The organism is Peribacillus sp. NPDC094092 (assembly GCF_050279365.1).
In the GTDB taxonomy this organism is placed as follows: domain Bacteria; phylum Bacillota; class Bacilli; order Bacillales; family DSM-1321; genus Peribacillus.
In genome coordinates this window covers 73281-95068 of record NZ_JBNNUC010000001.1, presented here as the reverse complement: position 1 = coordinate 95068, position 21788 = coordinate 73281, and the positions used below count along the sequence as shown (strand labels likewise).

Genomic DNA, 21788 nt, shown 5'->3' with positions numbered 1-21788 from the left:
AAAGAAATATGAATAGCACTACGACTTAAAATACATGTAAGACAGTTCTTTTTTCTGGATAAAATCTCTAATCGATCTCTTTTGTTGAACCTACTCCTATTTTGGGGTTCATCACAAATAAATACAGCTGATCTCTTTGTTTTCACTCCCATTATCCGTTAGTAAAACTGTAAAAACCTTGAATGAAGTTGGCTTGATTGCTGAAGTTATAAAGACCGGGCAAGACGGAATCCTAGGTCGTCTATATAAAATGTCGGGTGGCTACGCCGACGACATGAAGCTCCACAACCCCTGGCAACCTCAGCCCAGCTACCACCCCGAAAAATACGGTAGGTGCCGTACACTTCTTCATCATATAAATCCCAACACCACTCCCAAACATTTCCTAACATATCATGCAGCCCCCATGGATTCGGTTCCCTTGTTCCTACTTCATGGATTATGCCCCCTGAATTTTCGTTATACCAGGCAATCTTATTCAGCTCACCATATCTATAACCAGCAGTCCCAGCTTTACATGCATATTGCCACTCTGCTTCTGAAGGAAGTCGAAAACCGCTTGATTCCCAATCACACACCATGTTTTCACCATTTGTAGAATAACACTCTTCCAGTCCAGTTTCCCGTGAAAGCAGATTACAAAATGAAATTGCATCATTCCAAGAAATATTCACAATAGGTTTTTGATCTTGAACATAAGAATTAGGCGATTTATTTGTAATAGAATAGTAGAAATCCGTAGTAACAGGATAACGGGCAAGAAGGAATGGTCCAATTTCAGCTTTCCATTTGCTTTTAATTCTATCGTCCCTTAATTCTATTTTCCCCCCTGGAATTTTCACCATGAGACAGTCAATGTAACTCATTATTTCCTTTGACAATCTACCTTCCTCCAAACATATGATGTTTGTATTTGCAGATAACAGTCAGGGTGTTAAATAAATACTAAAATGACCGAGTTTGAAGAAAGTATGCACATGTTTGACTTCCTTCGCTGCAGGCGGGATTTTAAGCGAAATATTCAGGTAAATGAAAAATCTACTTAAAAGAACAACTTAAGTTCTTGTGGGGAAAATCATCCGTGCAGTTTAAGCTTTGTTACGCTACCTTACAATTTATATTAATAAGTTTGCAGGTTTTAGAATACAAATTATAAGTGAGTTTCGATATTTTTATTCATGGGGGAGAGCGAATGAACGAGTTTCTAGAAAAAACAGCAAGATTCGAGCATCGGTTTTGGCTGCAAATTTTAGGGGACCATGGCAGGTTTATCCATGATTCTTTAGCTCCGGTTGAAGTGGAAAACATTGAAATTGCCTCAGAATTCATTCAAATTTTTGATAATCTCCTTGGTAAAGCCAATTCAGAAGAGATTTCGCAACTAACTACCACGGCAGAAGAAGAGGCATTAAGGTTTCGAGAGTTTAAGCTATGCCTACTTAAAGAACATCTGGTAGGTAAAATAAAAATACATCTTTCACCTTCATTCATTAATCATATGGTGAACGAATTAGAAGAATATTTAAGATTATTGAAATACTTCAATTCCAAACAAATGCCGCCTGTTTTCCATGAACTTCATCATCATTTGATTTGGCTTTTAGATGCAGCTGGGCATGCAAGTGCAATATCATCCAATATGGATGAAGTTGAAAAAAGATTAAAGGAGAAAAGTGACCAATATAAACAGCATTTTAATGATTTTTATTTAAAAGCTGTTGAAATGGCTGGATATTTACGAACCAATCTGTCAACATTCCCAGCATTGGAAAAAATGAATCAGGACGTTGCATTGGAAATTAAATTATTTCAACACTTTCTGCTTGAATTGGAGGAGCTTGACCTCAGTGCGCAGGCTCTTGGAACGTTTTCGCCATTAATGGCAGATCATATGTGGCGGGAAGAATGTTATTATTTAACAAAACTCGCTGAATCGACAGACACAGAAAAGCCAAACTGCGATCCAGCGAAACCTAGGTTAGTGGAATAAAAAAGTGCACCATAGAGCCCTTTCTATAAAAGGGGCTCATATCAGTTGAATTCCACTTCAAGCTCAGTAGGATTGTTACTCTCTTCGAAGAAGCATTCGGTCAACTTTCTTTATGAGCTTCGCATGGTTTAATACGTATTTATTGGTTGGTTAACATTAAGGAGTGTAATTTTTAAGGAAGTTAATTCCTATCCATATGTTATACTAGTAGAACTAAAATCAATTATAGAAGTATAGGAGTGCTGAAAGATGTTTGGAAATACTTCCAATTTGACAGAGGGCATTTATTTTGGGGAATCGTTACCACAACAAATCGCTAAACACATTTTAAAAAAAATCATTGAAGGGGAAATAGAAGCTGGAGAGAAAATCGTCGAAGAAGACATCTCCAAAGAATTGAATACAAGCCGTGCACCAGTACGTGAAGCCCTTTATCTATTGCAGGTTGACGGTATTGTTGAGAGGATACCGAGGCGGGGAACGATCGTCAAGCCATTTTCACAAAAGGAAATCGTTGAATATAATGATGTTACAATCGGGCTGATCCAGATGGGCATTGAATTTTCCCAAGGAAAGTGGCACGAAGAAAATAGGCAATCATTACGAAAGCATTTGGAAAGTGCAACGGATGAATGTGAGAAAAGTAATGTGATCGAGTATCAAAAAAAAGCTGAACAGATATTTCGATATATTTTTTCAATCGCTAATAACAAAGCGTTATCAAGATTTTTTGAGGAAGCCAGTCAAATCCTCATGGTTTTTGCCCAAAGTCAATGGAATACAGAAACGATGGAAAATTTTCATTTCAGATTAAAAATGTCTATTGAGGCCATTCTCGAAGACGATTTCGTTAAGGCAAAAAATGAAATTCATGAAGCTCTGAATCGTGGAGTGATGTAGAGTCTTTGACTCTAAAACCAAATTGTCGACAATCGACAAATATAGTGATATAATGTAATCGTATTCAAACAAGAATATCATCACAAGATCTAAGGGAGAAAGGGAGAATATTATGCAAGCATTTGATTTTACAAAAAAAGTGGCAATTGTTACCGGCGGCGGCGGGGGTATCGGCCGGGCAGCTTCTATTACACTTTCAGAGAATGGGGCCAAAGTGGTTGTTGTTGACCTTTCTGAAGAGGCTGGCATGGTAACGGTAAATGAAATCAAAGAAAAAGGCGGCGAAGCGAAGTTCGTTAAAGCCGATGTTACAAATGAAGACGATATAAAAAATTATGTTCAAAAAACGATAGATTCTTATGGGAAAATTGATATTTTCCTGAATAATGCCGGGTGGGAAGGCAAAATCACGCCACTTGTCGATTATCCTACTGAAGTTTTCGATCAATTAATGTCAATAAATGTACGCGGCGTTTTCTTGGGTTTGAAACATGTATTGCCCTATATGATTGAACAAAAAAGCGGGGCGGTCGTGAATACAGCTTCTGGAGCCGGTTTACTCGCAACGCCAAACATGGTGGCATATGGTGCAAGTAAACATGCGGTTCTTGGAATGACGAAAACTGCCGGTGTCGAAGCTGCTCCCCATGGCGTACGGGTGAATGCCGTCTGCCCTGGTGTCGTCAACACGGCTATGATGCGGTCCATTGAAAGCGGGTTTGGTCAAGGTGATTCCACGGCAGCTGAAATGGCCAGAAAACAATTGGAAGCAACGACTCCGGATGGTCGGTATGCTGAGCCGCAGGAAATTGCCAATCTAATGATGTACTTAGTATCAGATCTTTCCAGCCACATTACGGGTCAAGAACTTGTAATTGACGGCGGGGCCATTTTAACCTGATAAACAATAAACTTTATTATAGGAGGACGAATCCATGAGTTTAAAAGGAAAAGTCATAGTAATTACTGGAGCAGGCAGCGGAATTGGAAAGGAAACGGCATTTAAATTAGCTGAACAGGGAGCTGTTGTCGTAGCGGCTGATTACAATGATGGTGCTGCTAAAGAAACGGCTGAATCTATTCAACAAAAGGGAGGAACGGCTTCTTTTGTGAAAGTGGATGTAGCTAAATCGGAAGAAGTGGAAGCGATGGTCGAAGCTGCAGTTGCCAATCATGGCACCATCGACGGCATTTTCAACAACGCTGGAATAGGACTAGTAAAACCATTTTTAGAGATGGATCCAGAGTCTTACCACAGAGTCGTAGATGTTGACCAACACGGCGTTTATTATGGCATGTATTATGCAGCAAGGAAGATGGTTGAGCTTGGTGTAACTGGCGCAACAATCGTTAATACAGCCTCAATATATGGGACGATGGTTTCAATCGGCAGTTTTAATTACCATGCTGCAAAAGCTGCAGTCATCGCCATGACTAAATCTGGAGCAATTGAACTTGCTCAATATGGGATTCGTGTCGTCGGTGTTGCTCCAGGGTTTATCGAAACACCGATCATTGGTGATGATCAAGAGTTCCTGGACAGTTTGGCTCAACTTCATATGAGGAAAAAATTGATTCAGCCAGAAAAAGTTGCTGAAGTTGTAACGTTCTTGTTCTCAGAAAAAGCGGATGCCATTAATGGACAAGTCATTCCTGTTGATGATGGATTCTTAAGCTTTAAGGGGTAATCATTATTATCAAAAAGATTTTCCAGATAACTTAAAAAGGGAGTTTTAACATATGAGCAAACGATTCGATGGCAAAGTTGTAATCATTACAGGTGCAGGGTCAGGGTTAGGACAAGCTGCCGCTTTGGAAATGGCTAAAGAAGGAGCTAAACTTTCATTAGTTGATTTAAACGATGCATCTTTGGAAGCAACAAAAAAATTAATCTTTGATATTGCACCAAATTCAGACGTGCTTCTGATCACTGCAGATGTATCGGATGAAGAAGCAGTAAAGAACTATGTAGACCAAACAGTCAGCAAATATGGCAGAGTCGATGGTTTTTATAATAATGCGGGTATCGAAGGTAAACAGGCACCTATGGCTGAATACGATAGCAACGTTTTCAACAAGGTAACGGACATCAATATTAATGGTGTGTTTTATGGCATGAAATACATCTTGCCAATCATGAAAGAACAAGGATCTGGGGCAGTGGTGAACGTGGCTTCTGTAGGCGGAATTCGTGCTGTGCTTAACCAAGCTGCGTATGTTGCAAGTAAACACGCTGTGGCAGGATTAACAAAAACAGCTGCCATAGAATATGGTCAATACGGAATCAGCATAAATGCCATAGCACCCGGAGTTATTTTAACAGCGATGGTAGAAGGTTCATTCAGGCAAATAGGAGGGGAGAATTGGGAAGAAGCAATGGCGGATTTCGTCAGTGTGAATCCTAAGAAACGCTTTGGTAAACCCGATGAAGTCGGCCGTTTAGTCGCTTTCTTATTATCAGGGGAATCAGAGTTCATCAATGGGGTAGTCATCCCGATTGATGGCGGACAATCTTCACAATACTAATTAAACCAAGGGAGTGGCAGCATATGGTCACTCCCTTTTCATGGTATCCTTTTTAGTTTATGACAAACGTATGCAAATTTTGAAAAAACGAAGACTTTCTGGGTGTTCGTTTTATTGGCATTTTTGCAAAAAAACTGTTTATAGTCTAAATGCGAACAACCTTTAGAATAGATTCAAGAAGCTCAAAACAGATGAACTCAATAAAAAAACGCCATACAAGGCGCTTAACAAAATTTCAAGAAACCAATCGTTATTTTTCTTCATCATGAAGCTTATCTTCATATTCAGTTTCCAACATACCATACAGACCATTCATTTCTTGTTCATCAGGATCCGCACCAAACTCATTTGTATTTTTTTTCTTTTTATCATCAAGGATTTCTTCTTTATCATTCTTCCTATCCATACATATCACCTCCACACAATAGGGTGTCTCATTATCCGAAAAACATACGCTGAATGACCAGGTCTTTCTAAGTTTTCTTGCGTTTAAGTTAAGAGTTAAAGATAAAATACTCATTCATTGCTAGTAATCTCATTTTCAAGAACATTTAATTGGTATTCTAAATAGTTATTACTCTTCCTATTTGTTAAGATATAAATATATAACTTAGAGATAACGGAGAGAGATTGTGAATAAGAAACGTAAGAAATCAAAGAATGTTTTTATCATTTTTATCCTCATCTTCGCCTTTTTGCTAATAAAGGAAATCATGCGAACACCCAATTCCGAAAATGTTTCCACATCAGTACATACGCTTGATTCTTTTGCGAACGTGAAAAAGTATAGTTCACATCTCCGGGACGAGTTGGCTAAATACGGGCTTGAGGAGCATACTTCGACTTTGATTGCTTTGATGCAGCAGGAAAGCCGTGGACGGGGCGGTGACCCAATGCAGGCGTCTGAGTCAGCAGGTCTTGATCCCAATACAATCACAGATCCAACGGAAAGCATTAAGTATGGAGTGAGACATTTTAAGAGGATCAATGAATATGGCAATGAAAAGGACGTGGATTTTGCCACGATCATTCAAGCATATAACATGGGAATTGGTTATATTGATTTCGTCGCGAATAAAGGGGGCAAGCATACCGAGGAGCTTGCGAAGAAGTTTTCCATGCTTCAGGTCGAAAAAAATCCTACCCTTTATGATTGCGGCGGAGACAAAGAGAATTTCCGATATCCATATTGCTACGGTGACTACTCATACAGTGAGAAGGTATCTAAGAACATGGAGGAGCTTGCCGACAGTATATCGGCCCAAGCTGATGGAGAGTGAGGGAGAACGAAAAGCCTACTGAATGAAGTAGGCTTTTTGTTCATGGGGCTCTGTGGAATCCAATGTCATTTGTTGTTCAACCACGGAATGAGGTCTTTATGGTTATAGAGTCTCTCGGATTCTGAAATGATTTGTGAAAGAAGAACATCGATGGAATCAAGTAAAGAGTTTAGGGCTAGTTTAACTGAACCATTTTCATATTGCTCTAAAGGCACAGGTAACTCTTCCTCGTCCAAAATAAAATGGGCCCCACCCGGAAGCACCAAGATATCGATGATTAAATCTTCAAAGGATACCAACTTATCCTCCATAAATGTATTCCTTACAATATTGAAATAGGATCCTAAATAATTCCCTTGGTTATCCCTCCAAATGTATAAATTATAAGGACGGTCTTTCCAATAATGAGCAATCGTATAACTGCCCATAGGAATGGTTAATTTTCTAGGACCCGCTTTCATCGTGAACGAATCCATGATTTCATGAAAAAGCACGACATGTTGATTTTGTGCCTTTAACAGCAAACAGTTATATTCCACAACTAAGGAGTCATGGCGGATTTTTCTTTCTATTATTTCATCTCCACGCTGTAGTGCTGGTGTAAATAAATTGTCCATCGTTTCTATTTCTCCCTTAAAAACTTATCATTTCTTTCATTATACTTAATAATGTTTCTGTTAGGGGGATTGCCAGGGAAATGGGGATTAACAGCTTTAAGGTAATTCAAATATAAAAACCTCATCTGTACTGGAAAACTAGGCTTATTTTACTTCAAATTCGCACGGAACCTAACCTATATACGCCTGCTTTAAAGTTTTTATATCAATTTTCTTCATTTGAAGCAAAGCTTTCATAACCCTTTCCGATTTTTCAGGATTGGCGTCGTTTACCATCTCGGTTAGTTCCGCAGGGACAATTTGCCATGAAACACCAAATTGATCTTTCAGCCAACCGCATACTTGCGCATTTTCGTCTCCGCCTTCGGAAAGTTTTTCCCAATAGTAATCCACATCTTCTTGATCCGCGCAATGGATGATAAATGATATTGCCTCTGTGAATTTGAATTGAGGACCGCCATTCAATGCTACGAATGCTTGTCCTTCCAATTCAAATTCCACTGTCATCACTGATCCCTCTTGCTTCCCGTGGATTTGATTTCCTTCATTTCCATAGCGAGTGATTCTTCCAATCTTAGAATTTTCGAAGATGGAAGTGTAGAACTTTGCCGCCTCTACAGCTTGAATATCAAACCACAAGTTAGTTGTGATTTTTTGAATTTTGTTTTTCATAATTTCTCCTTTCGGTTACATATTTAGCAAGTGTTTGATAACTAAACCCTTCCGTCATTGGGGTTATAAGTGAAATTTGTTTTTTCGATTAAGGAAGAACCCTATTACCATAACCCATTTATCAGGAGCCAAGAAAATTATGTAAGGGTTAGGGTGAAGTAATAAACCGTTTTGAGCATTCATTTTTTACTAGGCAATCATTTAACTGATAACCTATTTATAGCATCGCTTAAGGTTAACGGAGTATTATTTCCTTATGTTAGAAACAGTATCTTTGCCTCTGCTGATGAAAATAAAATAAGGATATAGAAACTTTTCACCAGTGAAAAGACCTATATCCAAATGAAGATTAATCAATAAAAGGTCATGTTCAATTCTTAGCTCTCGAAGTTAAATTGCCATTTGATTCCGAATTTATCGGTTAACTGACCGTAAATTTTACTCCAGAATGTTTCTTGGAGCTCCATACCAACCGTGCCGCCTACACTTAGTTTGTTAAAGATCGTTTTAATTTCATCCAAATCATTACCGACATATGCCAGGCTGATATTGTTACCTTCAACAAAGGGCATACCAGGAAAAGTATCGGAAAACATGACATTGCTTCCATTAATATTAAGCCTTGTATGCATGACTAAATCTTTCGCTGCTTCTGGAAGAGGAAATTCCGGATTAGGCGGTGTTTCCCCAAAGGTCATGATATTTGGTTGTTCCGTTCCAAAAACCTCTGCGTAAAATTCTACTGCTTCTCGACAATTTCCATTAAAATTAAGATATGCATCAACTGACATTTATCTCACTCCTATTTTTTATTCGTTGCTACAAGTTTAATGACATCATGTTTCATTATTACCTGACGAAAAATTCCGGTGGATCAATTCCGAGCGTTCTAAGATAGATATAGCCTTGTCCCCTATGATGGATCTCATTTTCCAAAGCATATTGAAGTCTACCAAAGTGGCTTTGTGAGGGACCGAAAAAGGGATCCTTTTCCACCATTGCAAGCGTTTCTTCGGTTATTTCCTCCCACAGTTTCCTAGTATCATCCCTTACTGCTTCGCAAGTTGAAACTAGTTCCCCTTTGGTGGAAATTCCTGCGAACGAATCTGGATACTCCCAAACACTAAGTGCGATACCACGCATATATCCAGTCTCAATGTTCATGATTTCTTTAACCATCTCTGCGAAAGGGCGAAGCTCCCCAGCCGGGGTATAGTGAAATAATTCCTCTTCAGGAAAGGCTTCAACCACCCGCATCGTTAATCTCCTGTTGCTTTCTAATATATTTAACAAACCCTCTTTCGATAGAACCACCATTTCACTCTCCTTTGAGAATTACTCTGTATAGAAGTTCTGGGGAAAATCGAAAAGTCCTGCAAATTTATGTATGTAAGTTTCCACAGCTTTTTTCAATTACCGGGGACAGCTTCCTAAAAATTATGAGCATTAAAACAAAGAAGGTTTTTACTTCAATATGAGAGATGGAATTTTAGTACCCATAAAGGGCAGTAACGCGTATCTGTATGGGAATTCGCACATACGGAAGAAATAATTAAGCAAAATTCTTATGAAATGGACTTTCCGAAGTCCGGAAATGGTATCTTGGTAAATATTGATTAAATCTTGTATTTATTATACGATTCAATTAGTTATATATTTCCAATCAACAATATGCTTTTACATTATGGATATCATTCATAACGAGCCAGCAGAAAGGGAGAGAAGCAAATGATAAATAAAGTCGGTCAAATCATGTTATATGTAAATAACCAAGACGAGTCATTGAAATTTTGGACGGAAAAATTCGGTTTTAGTGTCATATCTGAAGAAGATAATGGCCAAGGACTAAGATGGATTGAAATAGCCCCAACAAAGGAAGCACAAACGAGTATCATCCTGCATAATAAGGAATTCATTGCTAAAATGCAGCCAGAATTAAATCTTCATACACCTTCGTTAATGTTTTACTCGGATAATCTTGATGAGTTATATAAAGACTTTTCGGAGAAGAATATCAAAGTGGGGGAACTTGTGAATATGCCTTCTGGAAGAGTCTTCAATTTTGCTGATAATGAAGATAATTACTTTGCGGTGATGGAAAAGAAGTAAATCATTTAGCTAAAGATAAAAGACATCAAAACGACTAGAAAAAATATTTTTTGTCGTTTTGATGTTTTTTTGATACTGCTATTTAGTCTTCGGGTCTTGGCCCAGCAGTAAGTCCAGAGTTCTCAATCGTCTTGATCGGCCGGACGGTTATATCTCCATTCACATAAATTTGACAAGATAAACGCAAATGATCCTCCATCCCTTTTTCTTCAAAGACCTTTTTTTCTTTATGAGTGACCTCCATAAAATCACCTGCCAATATTTCCACTCTGCAAGTTGTACATTTAGCCTTGCCGCCGCATCGGTGAAGAATATTTATTCCGTTATCTTCCAATGCTAATACTAACTTTTTTCCATTTTCAACTTCAAACGTTCCATGGTCAAATACTGTTACGTAAGGCATCGAAAAACCACCTCTTATTATAAGATATCTTTCAAAAGGTCATTAACATATCTATTCTCTTACCTTGTCCATATGACATAAAAAAATGTGAAGCCATTACTGATTGATAGTGAAGATGAATAATTAATTATCTTGAAGACAAACTTTAAGTACATTCATAATGATAAATTCATCGAGGCATAAACAGAGCTATGGAAAATAAAGTCGTTCTTTAGAGAGCCTATGATAAAAAGGGGGTGCATGCCTGTGACTAATGGCAATTGTGATTTTTCTCCAATGAAACAAATGTTAAAAGAGGAAATTCGTCAAGTGATATCGGCATTACAGGATAATTTAGAAGCAATGGGTGATGAAAATTATTGCCTTCTTGGAAATTTCGAGAAAATAAAGGATCAATTCGTATACATCGATATGAAAGCAGCAACATTTTATTTGAACTGTTATTTGTCACCTTTTACGGACAAATATCCCGAATTGTCAATTTGCGTACAAAATTTGTCAAATTCCAGACATGGCGGGTTGATTGTTATTCAACGAGGAGATTCACTTGATACTTTGATTCAATCAGGTATTCCAATAGGAGCGGAGTTAACCCATTCTTTATTGGAATCAATTTTTTTCCCTGGAAATCCACTGCATGATGGTGCCGTATTGGTTAGTCAAAATCAGATTGTTTCCGCAGCAAATGTCCTTCCGCTTTCAGAAAGGCCAACAGAGGGAAAAAAACTTGGGACACGCCATCGTTCTGCTTTAGGTTTATCTGAACGAAGTGATGCCCTTGTATTGGTAGTATCAGAGGAAACAGGAAGAGTTTCATTCGCATTCAATGGGAATCTGTATCCAATTAATGCCCATGGGCCTATCTAGAACTTTGAGACAATTAAGTCCCATAATGATCATCTTGAAGTATGTAATTCACCCCGGAACAATAATCTTTGAGCAAATGGAATAGGATAAAGTGTTTTTATCGCTTTTGTCTTTCCAAAGCTTATTTTTCTCTGAATTTCAGTATCGGAAAAGGTCATAAATTAATTAACCCGGTGATATTTTACCGGGTTTTTGGTTGCTTTTTATATAAAAAAAAGCATATGATTAAAAAGGAGTCTCAATCAGAAAAGTTATAAAACGAAAGAGGATTTTAAATGATAACCATTAAAAGTGAACGAGAAATAAATTTAATGCATGAAGCGGGAAAACTTCTTGCTGCGACGCATAGAGAAATTGCAAAAATGATAAAGCCGGGCATCACGACTTGGGAAATCGAAGAATTTGTCGATAAGTACTTGGCAGAGCATGGTGCCACTCCTGAACAAAAGGGCTATAACGGCTACAAATATGCAACGTGTGCATCTGTGAATGATGTAATCTGCCACGGCTTTCCGCAAAAGAAAGCATTAAAAGAGGGAGACATCGTTACGATTGATATGGTGGTGAACCTTAACGGAGGGTTGGCGGATTCAGCTTGGACATATGCAGTCGGTGAGGTTTCCGATGAAGCTCAGCGTTTAATGGATGTAACGAAGAATGCTTTATATAGAGGCATCGAAGTTGCACGGGCAGGAAATCGCCTTGGGGACATCGGTCATGCAATCCAGTCATATGCCGAAGGTGAAAAGTTTTCTGTTGTTCGCGATTTTACAGGGCACGGAATCGGTAAAACCATGCACGAAGACCCAACTGTCCTACATCATGGTAAGCCAGGTAAAGGTGCCCGTCTAAAAGAGGGAATGGTCATCACGATCGAGCCAATGTTGAATGCAGGAACATGGCATATGAAAATGGACCAAGACGGCTGGACGGCGAGAACGGCAGATGGAAAACTCTCAGCCCAATATGAACATACCCTCGTCATTACAAAAGAAGATCCAATCATTTTAACGGAACAGTAAACAAAAAGAAGAAATGGCCTTTTCATGTGCCGTTTCTTCTTTTTGTTTTTATTAAATATTCCGAATTGGTTCATCCCACAATAAATCAAAATCGAAAAATTAGTACTAGGCAATTAGGCATTAAAAACTTTACTATTATGTGGGAGCACAGGATAATAAGGGGAAGGAAGAAATCATTAATATATAAAGGGGGGTTGACAGTGAAGAAAGGGGAGAAACTGTCTGCAACAGTTGAAACGGTTGGGTTAAGCCAGCGGGAATTTTTAACGATTTTTTTACTGCACTCTTTGAGAATAAAAGCGAATTATCCAAGGGCGATTCATCAGGACCTAAAAAATACGTTCACTGGAAAGGTGCATAGCTATGACTATCTATGTAAAATATCCAATACGCTAGTCGAATCCAACCATTTATCATTATATACGAATAAAGGAAGAAATTATTATCAAATTACTGAAAAAGGCAAAGACCTTTACATATGGTACCAAGAAAATTTCCTGGAACGGTTTTCCGAAGTGAAAAAGGTCATTGATCGCTTCATGTTCGATTTAAGAGGTTCTGGTGAAAACCCGACGGTTATTAATGAACTTCCTGAAGAATACAGGTCATATTTCTCGAAAATAATATCGGTGAAGGACCTTGTCCGTTATGTAACATTAAAAGCCGCTTTCACTAAGAAGCCCATTTACATGGGTGAAATTGGCGATTTGCTTAAAAACCAGTTCGGTTGGATTGCTTCAAATGGCTATTTATATGATTTATCTCATGAAATGGAAGAGAACGGCCTTCTTGTCGGAAGATGGGAAAGTGAAAAACGAACTAAACGGTATTTACGAATCACCGATGAAGGACAGCATCATTACAAACAAATTGCGGATTCAGCCGCCTTTCAAGTCCAGGAAATCCAAAAATACTTGGCCAGTGTTGTTATGTTCTTAAAAGAAAAGAGTTAAATGAATTTAGAAGATGGTGCCCCTTAATTTTGCAAGGAGAATGAGTTTACATGCTTAAAATGAATCCTTCAAGGGTAAATGTTACTTAAAAACTTCTTAACAAGGGGGAATGACTGATGGCGGAAAAACACGAAGAAATGGGAAGCATATTCAGTTTCATTAAAGGCCAGGTAGATAAGCTCCCCATTTCACAATCGAAAAAGAACAAAATGCTCGAACAGCTCCTAAAGCTAAAAACGATGACAGTTGATGCAAGGGAACCGCGAATTGCTCTGGTCGGCAGACGAGGGTCCGGAAAATCATCACTGATCAATGCGATGTTTGGTAAGGAACGGCAATATGTCAGTTCCGTTAAATCCGGCACGGGTAAGGGAAAATGGCTTTGGTACCCGAGTGATGCCGAGCCTAAAATCCGATTGCTGGACTCCCGGGGACTGGGTGAGAGTGAAGCTCCTACAGAAGAGTTCGAAGAAGAAACACCAATGGATGAATTGATAAAAGCGGTTACCGAAGAACAGCCTGATGTGTTGCTTTTCTTGATTAAAGCAAAAGAAACGGATTCAAGGGTTGAAGAAGATTTACAAGAGTTGAATAAGCTACGCAAAATCGTTAAGGAGAATCACCATTATGATGTACCCGTCATCTGTGTGGTCACCCAAGTGGATGAATTAGATCCGCCACATTATAAACAAGCACCTTTTGATGCCAATCCTAAGAAAAAACAGAATATTGATGAAGCCATCGCTTTAATGTCAAAACGATTTAAAGAGAGTGACATACCACTATTGAACATCATCCCTATTTGTTCGTATATTGATTTTGATGAAAACGGAAATATTGAATATGATATGCGTTGGAACATAGATTTGCTTTCAGATTACTTGATCGAGGCCTTACCCAGTGAGGCGAAGCTGAAGACCGCCAAAGCGATGCAGAGCCAATTCGTTAAGAGGAAATTCGCGCGTACGATAGTGGGGACGTTTACGGCAATAGCCGGTTTAATAGGGGCAGAGCCAATACCTTTCGCCGATTTCCCCATTTTGACTGGCATTCAAGGTTTGATGATCGTGGTGATTGGATTTATCGCCGATAAAGAAATCAATACAAAAACTGCAAGTGAATTCATTGCTGCATTAGGGATCAATGTTGGAATCGGTCTCCTTGTCAGGGAAGGTGTCAGGGCTGCAGTCCGTTTCATCCCAGGAGCCGGTCTAGCCGTTTCCGGTGCGGTAGCGGGCGCGGTCACATATGGAATCGGGCAAGCAGCGATAGCTTACTTTCTTGAAAACAAGGATATTGATCAGGCGAAGGAAGCTTACAAGAACGCAAACAAAGAATATAAAAATGAAGATATTGATTCTTAATGGGCAGATTCAAACCATAAACTACACTAAGGTGATATGATAAAGTGGAGTTGGCAGTTCTGTTACTGCTGCTGCTGTATGGTTCAGGATTTTCTACAGAAGGGATGATCTTCATGTCGTTTTTTCAATCACAGAAGCAAAAAGAATATATACAAAAATTAGAGGAAGCGATTAAGTCCTTTTCCAGCCGATCTGAAGCGCTTGATGATTCAAAGGGCTTTCCTTTTGAAAACATTCAGGAGTTAAAGGAATTCGGATATCCCCAATTAACTTTAGCAAAAGAAGATGGCGGATATGGCGGTTCCTTATATGATTTTCTCCTATGCCAAGAAAAAATAGCCCAATATTGCGGCCCGACAGCCTTAGGAATAGGCTGGCATGTCGGAACGGTCCTATCCTTAACGGAGAAGAGACCATGGGAAAAAGGCGTCATGAATGAATTGTTTAATGAAGTGTCGAAAGGCGCTCTCATCAACACGGCGGCATCCGAGGCTGGAACGGGAAGCCCGACGCGCGGAGGCCGACCGGAAACAATCGCTATCAAAAAGGGTCAACAATGGAATTTGAATGGCAGAAAGACTTTCACTACACTCTCTCCCGTCCTTGATATTTTTCTAGTAACGGCATGGGTTCCCGAGGATGAACGGCTAGGCACATTTTTAATTCATCGTGATGTATTGGGAGTAAGCATAGAAGAAACTTGGGATATGATTTCGATGCAGGGAACAGGAAGTCATGATTTGATATTAAAAGACGTCAGCCTGCCTGAAAAATATTATGTCATGAAAAGCAATCCTGGTGAAAAAAGAAAACCTGAAGCGTGGCTATTACATATACCGGCTTGCTACTTGGGGATCGCAGTGGCTGCCAGAAATTACGCAGTCGAATTTGCGAAAACCTATTCTCCCAATAGCTTACCAGGACCAATCAGGGATCTTCCGAATGTTCAAAGGACAATTGGGGAGATGGAACTGGAATTGAGCGAAGCACACCATTTCCTCTACTCTGTCGCAGAAAAATGGGTGCGTAACCCTGAAGATCATGATGAATTATCAAAGCAATTGGGTGCTGTTAAGTTATCGGTCGTCAATAAATCGATTTCCATCGTCGATAAAGCGATGAGGGTTGTCGGAGCTAAAAGTTTACAACGAAATAATCCCCTGCAACGTTACTATAGGGATGTACGAGCAGGACTTCATAATCCTCCGATGGATGATGCGACAATCACCATGCTCGCAAAGTCAGCTCTTTATTAAGTTCGTATTCGGATATTTTGATGGCACTGAAATGACTAAGTCGTTTCAGTTTTTTTCTGTTCTTTTTATCTAAATCCCTCTATGCTAAAATTAAAAGGAAACCGGAATGGTAGTTGGTTCTTTTATTGAACTAATTCAATACATTGATGATAAAAAAGAATTTGAAGATGTAATAACGGAATTAAAGTTAATACAAAAAATGATAAAGTATGGTGTGAATTCGAAAAATGGTACATTAATTTACGAGGTTGGATTTAATGACCGTTATTGGCTGAGGAAATTTCAAGTGAATTGACTGAAGAAGTACAGAGTAAAAGTAATGACAACGGCCTGAATCAATTAAAAATATAATAAGTGAATATCCAGATTTCTACAGTTATATTTTTAATAACAATATTAAATAAAATTCGCAAAATACTTCAAGTCCGTTATGTAATTGGAAATGCAATATAGAAAAAATGAAGAAAAATAAATATAACACTTTATATCAAAAGAGGTTAAATAAAGTACTATTGATGGAAGTCAAATAATCTTGGATTATATTCTATAGATAATTGATTTTTAACTAAAGGCACAGCATTCCTGTATTAATTGACTACTAAAAAGTTTGTGAAGAAATCTAGTTAAACTCCATGAAAATAAGTTTCTTTAAAAATGAAAATGACAATACTTAAGAAGACCCTGCTCAATCGTTTTAAAAAAAGGAGAGAGTTAATTAATTAGCCTATGGATTAGGGTTGACTGATTAAGGCCAGTATCAATTTATTGACACTTTCTAACCATTTTCATTCTTTGCGATTCATGGATGGCTAACGGGGTTTTTTACTTCAATAAGAAGGGCGCTGCGGCGGCCTTTTTTTATGGAAGTAAAGGGACAGGATTGTTCAACCAGCATAGTGTATTCGAACTGTGCAATAAATACTAAACAATGAAAGTGTAAATGATATTTAAATCAAATTAATTGGTTCTTTTTATGGTAAAACAGGTTTTTAAATTGTTGTTGTCAACGAGGTGAATTAATGGATATTTTATTCTCTCCTTATTCTAGCTACGTGATTACCTTTATTCTTATAGTAACTTTTCTTGCAAGGTCTGATATGTCCAATAAGGCTAAACTAAATGCTTTTCTAGAGGATTATGAAGAACCACTTGGATAAAAATAGTTGACTAAACAGTATGTATACGCGTAAAATGAAATTAGTTATTAGTTAATTCAGAAAATTAAAAAAATATTTCGACAGAAGAATCGAACACTAAGAAATCATTTACACTTTTGCAGAAAAATAGGAAGAATCCTCATTAACAAGCGAGCGAACGCGAATGTATCGGCGTTTGGAGAAGGAAAAGTCGGTTTAATGGAGTTACAAAAAAAAGACCACATTATAATAATTAAAAGCCTATAGTTATTTAGTGAAAATAGGGGGCTGTATTGAGGACGGGATCCGTCTGTCAATATGGCCTCCTTTTTATTGTTTTAAAAAAGAATGAGGGGGTGTAGGAAATGATTGTGTGACGGGCGAGTCCTTAACAATTAAAGAGGTGAAAAAGTATTATATGGTAATGCGTTTGTCGGCTTCAGCCGAGGAAGATTTAAGTTTTTAAAACTAAATTAATTTGAAAGCGTTTACTTTTTTGGTCTTTTTATATGACTAGTTTTTTATAGATTTTTAAAGAACAATACGAGGGGGATTATTTTTGGAAGAGTTCGTTAATGGATTAAATGGATTGTTGTGGAGTACTCCTGTTATTTATGCGTTAATGGGTGTTGGGTTATTTTTTTCAATTTTAACACGTTTTGTGCAGGTCAGACAAATTAAGGAAATGTTAAGGGTTATGTTTCAAGGGAAAAGTTCGGAAGCAGGAGTGTCATCTTTCCAAGCTTTATCTATAGCACTTTCAGGCCGAGTCGGAACTGGGAATATCGCTGGTGTAGCAACAGCTATTTTTTTCGGCGGCCCAGGCGCTGTTTTTTGGATGTGGGTCATTGCTTTCATTGGTGCATCTAGTGCATATATTGAATCTACTCTTGCACAGATTTATAAGGTAAAGCAAGATGGGCAATATCGTGGTGGTCCAGCTTATTATATTGAAAAGGGAATTGGCTGGAAATGGTTTGCAGTTGCCTTTGCTTTAGCAATGCTTGTTGCGCTTGCCATTCTTATGCCGGGTGTTCAGTCAAATTCGATAGCGCTAGGGATCGATACTGCATTTGGAATTGATAAGAATATAACCGGAATAGTTATTGGTCTTTTATTAGCTATCATTATATTTGGTGGGGTTAAAAGAATTGCTACCGCTGCTACAATCATCGTTCCGTTTATGGCTTTGGGTTATATCCTGTTAGCTCTCGTTATCATAGCCATGAATATTACAGCAGTCCCAGCGATATTTTCTCTAATTTTTAGGAGTGCTTTTGCCATGGATTCTATGTTTGGCGGAATGATTGGAATGGCGATTTTATGGGGAGTAAAACGTGGACTTTATTCAAATGAAGCAGGCCAAGGAACAGGGGCACATCCGGCGGCAGCTGCTGAAGTGTCGCACCCGGCACAACAAGGATTAGTTCAAGCTTTTTCTGTTTATATTGATACATTATTTGTGTGCTCTGCAACAGCATTTATGATTCTATTTACCGGGATGTACAATACAGAAACAGCGGATGGCACTCGTCTGGTAAATAACTTACCAGAAGTCGAAGTAGGTCCTGGGTTTACTCAGGCTGCTATTGACAGTGTATTCCCTGGATTTGGTGCAGGATTTGTGGCTGTTGCTTTATTCTTCTTCGCTTTTACGACGATTATGGCTTATTACTATATAGCTGAAACAAATATCGCTTACTTAACCCGTGGTAAAAACAGTAGCTGGCCAATGTTAATATTAAAATTTGTTATTATAGCCGCATCTATCTATGGAGCTGCTAATGAAGCCACCTTAGCCTGGGCATTAGGAGATGCTGGTTTAGGGATTACGGTGTGGCTAAATATTATTGCGATTTTAATACTCGCCAAACCTGCATTAATTACTTTGAAAGACTATGAAAATCAGAAAAAGCAAGGGATACTAGACCCGGTATTTGATCCAAAAGCTTTGGGGATTAAGAATGCCGATTACTGGGAGGAAGAGTATAAAAGAGGTAAAGAATGCGCTTCAACTAAGAGAAAAGTTGAATAACATATCCAAATCCACTTAAACTTTTTTATCTGTATATTGAATTTATCTTCTAGAGCATAACCGTTCAATATTTTTCAGGCACTTGATTGAGCTGATGGTTAAAAGCCTGTACATTTTTCGAGATTTCATTGACTGATAGAACACATTATAAACAACATCTGATTTGAGCCTTTCCACAATCCCTCAATCAGATTTAATTAAAGTAAAAAATCAACAGTTCTAAGCGAAGTTGATGCTCTTCTAATAAGGTCGAATCAACTTCGCGTGATACTGTTCTTCATCTATGCAAAAAAGATCACCGGTTTCATAGTCGAGTGTTCCGGTGAGTTCGGTGAACAGGTCAACAGTTTCGGTTTGGAACTATAGCTACAGTAGTTTAAAAACCACTTGATGAAAGAAGCAAAAGATACTTGAAAAAAACCCCTTATAATCGACCTTGACGGAAATCAAATGAGCCACAACAAATTGCGTTTACTTGAAGAAAGAAAGGCAACATGCACTATTTAGCAAGAGGCAAATTGTCTCTCCGTACTGTTTAGGATTTCTGTTAATGTTTTTGTTCTCTAGTGCCTTTATAAAGGGTTTAAACAAATTCAAAAAAGGGGTGAAGGAAAAGTGTCAAATGCTGTAAAGTTATATCAATTAAGTCGAAAAGTACATAAATGGGCAGGATTAATTTTATCTGTTTTTTTTATGTTCATAGCAGTCACAGGCCTTTTGCTTGTTTATATGATACCACTCGGAGTGGCTGATGAGTTAAGGACGGGGAAAGAGGCGAGTCCAAGTCAATCGATACCTATGGATAAGGTGGTGTCCATTGCCACGTCTCAGGGGCTTCCAGGTGTAACATCGGTAGAAGATATCTTTAGAATAGAATATAGACCAAGTGCAAATGTTTACCAGATTCGCTTTAATAACAGTCAAGGTGTTCAAATCGATGCGAGTACCGGAAAAGTATTATCTACAAACCCAGATTACTCAACTTTCCTCATTACTTTGCATGATGGATCCTTCTTTGGTAATTGGTATAGATACAGTGCACTAACATTCGCAGGTTTATCTCTCATTCTACTATCATTTTCCGGGTATTATATGGTGGGCTATCCACTTTATAAGCGTTTAATGACAAGAAAAAAAGCAAAAAGCTTGGAAAATATAGCTAAACTAAGTAATAAAGATATAAATAAGTGATACCCCATTTTTTTGTCATTTTTATACCGCCAACACTTTGCTGGTATGACCCCGAAAGAAAGGAGATATCAATTTGAATATTGCCCTAAATAACGAACATAGGACCGTAAACACCTTGTCTGGAGCCATTTGGAGGTGGCATTTTTACGCTGGGATGGTATTCGCTCCATTTTTGATTATTTTAGCAATAACTGGAGGCGTTTATCTATTCAAGCCTCAGATCGAGTCACTCCTATATAAAAATTATTACTATGTTCAAGCAGAAGGTCTGAAGTTGCCAGCTTCCAAACAATTTGAGAAAGTAAAAGAATCTCATCCAGATGGTCAATTCACACGATACAAGCCTGGTGTTGAAGGAAATCGATCTTCAGAAGTGGGGATTCTTGATGGTAATAAATCACTAACGGTTTTTGTCAATCCCTATAATGGAAAAATCGTTGGGGAACTAGATGACGCCGATCGATTCATGCCTCAAATAGAGAAGTTGCATGGTCAATTGATGGTAGGTAAAGTTGGCGATCTACTGATAGAACTTGCAGTGTGTTGGGGCTTGATTCTCTCAATCACCGGCATGTATCTCTGGAGGCCCAAGGATCGAAAGGGGGTATTCAAAAGGTTGATTCTCCGGCAAAAACGGGGCAAGCGAGCCTTTTGGCGGGATATTCATGCAGTGACGGGCTTTCTCATGTCATTAGGTATTGTTTTTTTAATCTTGACCGGTTTACCTTGGACTGGGTTTTGGGGGCAGCAAGTCCAACAAATAGGGACAAACACAGGTACGGGAATTCCAGCCCCTGTATGGGGAGAAACACCGAAGTCGATTGAACCGGAAAAAGGGAATGTTTCCTCTATTTCCATCGATGAGATCGTAAGGATTGCTGAATCCCGGAAATTATATCCGGGATATGATGTGTACTTCCCTGATGCTCCAAAAGGAGTCTACACTGTACAGGTTTTCCTTCCCAAATCTACAGATGAAGCTACATTACATATCGATCAATACAATGGGAAAGTACTAAGCGATTCTCGATACAAAGATTATGGTCTTCTAGGAAAGGCCATTACCACGGGATATTATCTTCACATTGGAGCCGAGCTTGGCTTGATAAATCAAATTGTGGGGCTCATCATCTGTATAGGAATCGTGCTCATCGTTGTTACAGGAATTTTGATGTGGTGGAAACGAAAACCAAACAACAAACTAGGTGCACCGCCTCAACCAAAGAATTTCAAGATGGAAAAAGGCTTAGCTTTGATTATTGTAATTTTTAGTATTATATTTCCATTGGTAGGAGTATCTTTGCTTTTTGTTTTTCTTTTGGATTGGCTGGTGACACGCCGGATTCACCGAGTAAAGCAGTGGATTGGGTAAATGTCACTTTAGACGTTATTTTGCATTATTTGAATAAGTTACGATTTATATAGCTGAGAAGGAGTATTAAACAAAGGTTTAATGCTCTTTTTTTC

At 38.5% G+C, this 21788-nt stretch carries 22 protein-coding genes and 1 pseudogene; 15 read left to right on the top strand and 8 right to left on the bottom strand.

Translation table 11 applies throughout. The annotated features are described in order from the left end of the window. Positions 1 to 206: 206 nt before the first annotated feature. Positions 207 to 866, bottom strand: a complete 660-nt coding sequence (locus ACQKNS_RS00440; protein WP_427642089.1) for a formylglycine-generating enzyme family protein — start codon at positions 864 to 866, stop codon at positions 207 to 209. 326 nt (positions 867 to 1192) lie between these two features. Here ACQKNS_RS00440 and ACQKNS_RS00435 point away from each other — a divergent pair, with 326 nt between their 5' ends. The 5 genes from ACQKNS_RS00435 to ACQKNS_RS00415 all read left to right on the top strand — a co-directional run bounded on the left by ACQKNS_RS00435 (position 1193) and on the right by ACQKNS_RS00415 (position 5416). Next, positions 1193 to 1990: a DUF2935 domain-containing protein gene (locus tag ACQKNS_RS00435; protein ID WP_427640634.1), complete on the top strand. Its 798-nt coding sequence runs from the start codon at positions 1193 to 1195 to the stop codon at positions 1988 to 1990. A gap of 249 nt (positions 1991 to 2239) precedes the next feature. Next, entirely contained in the window at positions 2240 to 2890 is a 651-nt protein-coding gene (locus tag ACQKNS_RS00430; protein ID WP_427640633.1) for a GntR family transcriptional regulator, read from the top strand. A 112-nt stretch (positions 2891 to 3002) separates the two neighbouring features. Further along, a complete protein-coding gene (locus ACQKNS_RS00425) occupies positions 3003 to 3791 on the top strand; it encodes an SDR family NAD(P)-dependent oxidoreductase (RefSeq protein ID WP_427640632.1) in 789 nt (262 codons plus the stop codon). A gap of 34 nt (positions 3792 to 3825) precedes the next feature. Further along, positions 3826 to 4578: an SDR family NAD(P)-dependent oxidoreductase gene (locus tag ACQKNS_RS00420; protein WP_427640631.1), complete on the top strand. Its 753-nt coding sequence runs from the start codon at positions 3826 to 3828 to the stop codon at positions 4576 to 4578. 52 nt (positions 4579 to 4630) lie between these two features. Then, positions 4631 to 5416, top strand: coding sequence for a glucose 1-dehydrogenase (locus ACQKNS_RS00415; protein ID WP_427640630.1), 786 nt, complete (start codon positions 4631 to 4633; stop codon positions 5414 to 5416). A 250-nt stretch (positions 5417 to 5666) separates the two neighbouring features. Here the strand turns inward: ACQKNS_RS00415 and ACQKNS_RS00410 are convergent, their stop codons facing one another. Continuing rightward, complete coding sequence (locus tag ACQKNS_RS00410; RefSeq protein WP_427640629.1) at positions 5667 to 5822, bottom strand: DUF4021 domain-containing protein; 156 nt, start codon at positions 5820 to 5822, stop codon at positions 5667 to 5669. Between the two features lie 226 nt (positions 5823 to 6048). Between ACQKNS_RS00410 and ACQKNS_RS00405 the strand changes: the two genes are divergently transcribed. After that, on the top strand, positions 6049 to 6696 hold the full coding sequence (locus ACQKNS_RS00405; protein ID WP_427640628.1) for a lysozyme family protein: 648 nt from the start codon (positions 6049 to 6051) through the stop codon (positions 6694 to 6696). A gap of 65 nt (positions 6697 to 6761) precedes the next feature. On the opposite strand, the gene ACQKNS_RS00400 is transcribed toward ACQKNS_RS00405, so the two are convergent. The 4 genes from ACQKNS_RS00400 to ACQKNS_RS00385 all read right to left on the bottom strand — a co-directional run bounded on the left by ACQKNS_RS00400 (position 6762) and on the right by ACQKNS_RS00385 (position 9302). Continuing rightward, a complete protein-coding gene (locus ACQKNS_RS00400) occupies positions 6762 to 7313 on the bottom strand; it encodes a DUF402 domain-containing protein (protein WP_427640627.1) in 552 nt (183 codons plus the stop codon). Between the two features lie 171 nt (positions 7314 to 7484). Continuing rightward, positions 7485 to 7985, bottom strand: a complete 501-nt coding sequence (locus tag ACQKNS_RS00395; RefSeq protein ID WP_427640625.1) for a VOC family protein — start codon at positions 7983 to 7985, stop codon at positions 7485 to 7487. Between the two features lie 377 nt (positions 7986 to 8362). Further along, positions 8363 to 8776: a VOC family protein gene (locus ACQKNS_RS00390; RefSeq protein WP_427640624.1), complete on the bottom strand. Its 414-nt coding sequence runs from the start codon at positions 8774 to 8776 to the stop codon at positions 8363 to 8365. A gap of 58 nt (positions 8777 to 8834) precedes the next feature. After that, complete coding sequence (locus ACQKNS_RS00385) at positions 8835 to 9302, bottom strand: DinB family protein (RefSeq protein ID WP_427640623.1); 468 nt, start codon at positions 9300 to 9302, stop codon at positions 8835 to 8837. A gap of 411 nt (positions 9303 to 9713) precedes the next feature. Here ACQKNS_RS00385 and ACQKNS_RS00380 point away from each other — a divergent pair, with 411 nt between their 5' ends. Beyond that, positions 9714 to 10094 carry a VOC family protein gene (locus ACQKNS_RS00380; RefSeq protein ID WP_427640622.1) on the top strand — a complete coding sequence of 127 codons (381 nt, stop codon included), beginning with the start codon at positions 9714 to 9716 and terminating at the stop codon, positions 10092 to 10094. An 82-nt stretch (positions 10095 to 10176) separates the two neighbouring features. Here ACQKNS_RS00380 and ACQKNS_RS00375 read toward each other — a convergent pair whose 3' ends face one another. Further along, positions 10177 to 10497 (bottom strand): 2Fe-2S iron-sulfur cluster-binding protein, encoded by a 321-nt coding sequence (locus ACQKNS_RS00375; protein WP_427640621.1) that lies wholly within the window; start codon positions 10495 to 10497, stop codon positions 10177 to 10179. A gap of 240 nt (positions 10498 to 10737) precedes the next feature. Between ACQKNS_RS00375 and cdaS the strand changes: the two genes are divergently transcribed. From cdaS to ACQKNS_RS00345, 6 genes are all read left to right on the top strand, one after another. Continuing rightward, entirely contained in the window at positions 10738 to 11364 is a 627-nt protein-coding gene (cdaS, locus tag ACQKNS_RS00370; protein ID WP_427640620.1) for a sporulation-specific diadenylate cyclase CdaS, read from the top strand. Between the two features lie 275 nt (positions 11365 to 11639). Beyond that, positions 11640 to 12386, top strand: a complete 747-nt coding sequence (gene map, locus ACQKNS_RS00365) for a type I methionyl aminopeptidase (RefSeq protein ID WP_427640619.1) — start codon at positions 11640 to 11642, stop codon at positions 12384 to 12386. A 200-nt stretch (positions 12387 to 12586) separates the two neighbouring features. Continuing rightward, the gene (locus ACQKNS_RS00360; protein WP_427640618.1) at positions 12587 to 13339 is read left to right on the top strand and encodes a helix-turn-helix transcriptional regulator; all 753 of its coding nucleotides are present in this window, start codon (positions 12587 to 12589) and stop codon (positions 13337 to 13339) included. A 116-nt stretch (positions 13340 to 13455) separates the two neighbouring features. After that, on the top strand, positions 13456 to 14703 hold the full coding sequence (locus ACQKNS_RS00355; RefSeq protein WP_427640617.1) for a GTPase family protein: 1248 nt from the start codon (positions 13456 to 13458) through the stop codon (positions 14701 to 14703). 113 nt (positions 14704 to 14816) lie between these two features. After that, complete coding sequence (locus ACQKNS_RS00350) at positions 14817 to 15959, top strand: acyl-CoA dehydrogenase family protein (protein ID WP_427642088.1); 1143 nt, start codon at positions 14817 to 14819, stop codon at positions 15957 to 15959. Between the two features lie 1695 nt (positions 15960 to 17654). Continuing rightward, on the top strand, positions 17655 to 19130 hold the full coding sequence (locus ACQKNS_RS00345; protein WP_427640616.1) for an alanine/glycine:cation symporter family protein: 1476 nt from the start codon (positions 17655 to 17657) through the stop codon (positions 19128 to 19130). 42 nt (positions 19131 to 19172) lie between these two features. Here the strand turns inward: ACQKNS_RS00345 and ACQKNS_RS00340 are convergent. Next, positions 19173 to 19460 (bottom strand): annotated as a pseudogene (locus ACQKNS_RS00340) (hypothetical protein); the annotation flags it as partial. A 285-nt stretch (positions 19461 to 19745) separates the two neighbouring features. Between ACQKNS_RS00340 and ACQKNS_RS00335 the strand changes: the two are divergent. Both ACQKNS_RS00335 and ACQKNS_RS00330 read left to right on the top strand, forming a co-directional pair. Continuing rightward, a complete protein-coding gene (locus ACQKNS_RS00335; protein ID WP_427640615.1) occupies positions 19746 to 20321 on the top strand; it encodes a PepSY domain-containing protein in 576 nt (191 codons plus the stop codon). Positions 20322 to 20394: 73 nt separating this feature from the next. Beyond that, entirely contained in the window at positions 20395 to 21693 is a 1299-nt protein-coding gene (locus tag ACQKNS_RS00330; RefSeq protein WP_427640614.1) for a PepSY-associated TM helix domain-containing protein, read from the top strand. Positions 21694 to 21788: the final 95 nt, after the last annotated feature.

Bases quoted from the DNA above. Each gene is read 5' to 3' on its own strand.
- ACQKNS_RS00440 (WP_427642089.1), bottom strand. From the start codon at position 866: ATGAGTTACATTGACTGTCTCATGGTGAAAATTCCAGGGGGGAAAATA.
- ACQKNS_RS00435 (WP_427640634.1), top strand. From the start codon at position 1,193: ATGAACGAGTTTCTAGAAAAAACAGCAAGATTCGAGCATCGGTTTTGG.
- ACQKNS_RS00430 (WP_427640633.1), top strand. From the start codon at position 2,240: ATGTTTGGAAATACTTCCAATTTGACAGAGGGCATTTATTTTGGGGAA.
- ACQKNS_RS00425 (WP_427640632.1), top strand. From the start codon at position 3,003: ATGCAAGCATTTGATTTTACAAAAAAAGTGGCAATTGTTACCGGCGGC.
- ACQKNS_RS00420 (WP_427640631.1), top strand. From the start codon at position 3,826: ATGAGTTTAAAAGGAAAAGTCATAGTAATTACTGGAGCAGGCAGCGGA.
- ACQKNS_RS00415 (WP_427640630.1), top strand. From the start codon at position 4,631: ATGAGCAAACGATTCGATGGCAAAGTTGTAATCATTACAGGTGCAGGG.
- ACQKNS_RS00410 (WP_427640629.1), bottom strand. From the start codon at position 5,822: ATGGATAGGAAGAATGATAAAGAAGAAATCCTTGATGATAAAAAGAAA.
- ACQKNS_RS00400 (WP_427640627.1), bottom strand. From the start codon at position 7,313: ATGGACAATTTATTTACACCAGCACTACAGCGTGGAGATGAAATAATA.
- ACQKNS_RS00395 (WP_427640625.1), bottom strand. From the start codon at position 7,985: ATGAAAAACAAAATTCAAAAAATCACAACTAACTTGTGGTTTGATATT.
- ACQKNS_RS00390 (WP_427640624.1), bottom strand. From the start codon at position 8,776: ATGTCAGTTGATGCATATCTTAATTTTAATGGAAATTGTCGAGAAGCA.
- ACQKNS_RS00385 (WP_427640623.1), bottom strand. From the start codon at position 9,302: ATGGTGGTTCTATCGAAAGAGGGTTTGTTAAATATATTAGAAAGCAAC.
- ACQKNS_RS00380 (WP_427640622.1), top strand. From the start codon at position 9,714: ATGATAAATAAAGTCGGTCAAATCATGTTATATGTAAATAACCAAGAC.
- ACQKNS_RS00375 (WP_427640621.1), bottom strand. From the start codon at position 10,497: ATGCCTTACGTAACAGTATTTGACCATGGAACGTTTGAAGTTGAAAAT.
- cdaS (WP_427640620.1), top strand. From the start codon at position 10,738: ATGCCTGTGACTAATGGCAATTGTGATTTTTCTCCAATGAAACAAATG.
- map (WP_427640619.1), top strand. From the start codon at position 11,640: ATGATAACCATTAAAAGTGAACGAGAAATAAATTTAATGCATGAAGCG.
- ACQKNS_RS00355 (WP_427640617.1), top strand. From the start codon at position 13,456: ATGGCGGAAAAACACGAAGAAATGGGAAGCATATTCAGTTTCATTAAA.
- ACQKNS_RS00350 (WP_427642088.1), top strand. From the start codon at position 14,817: ATGTCGTTTTTTCAATCACAGAAGCAAAAAGAATATATACAAAAATTA.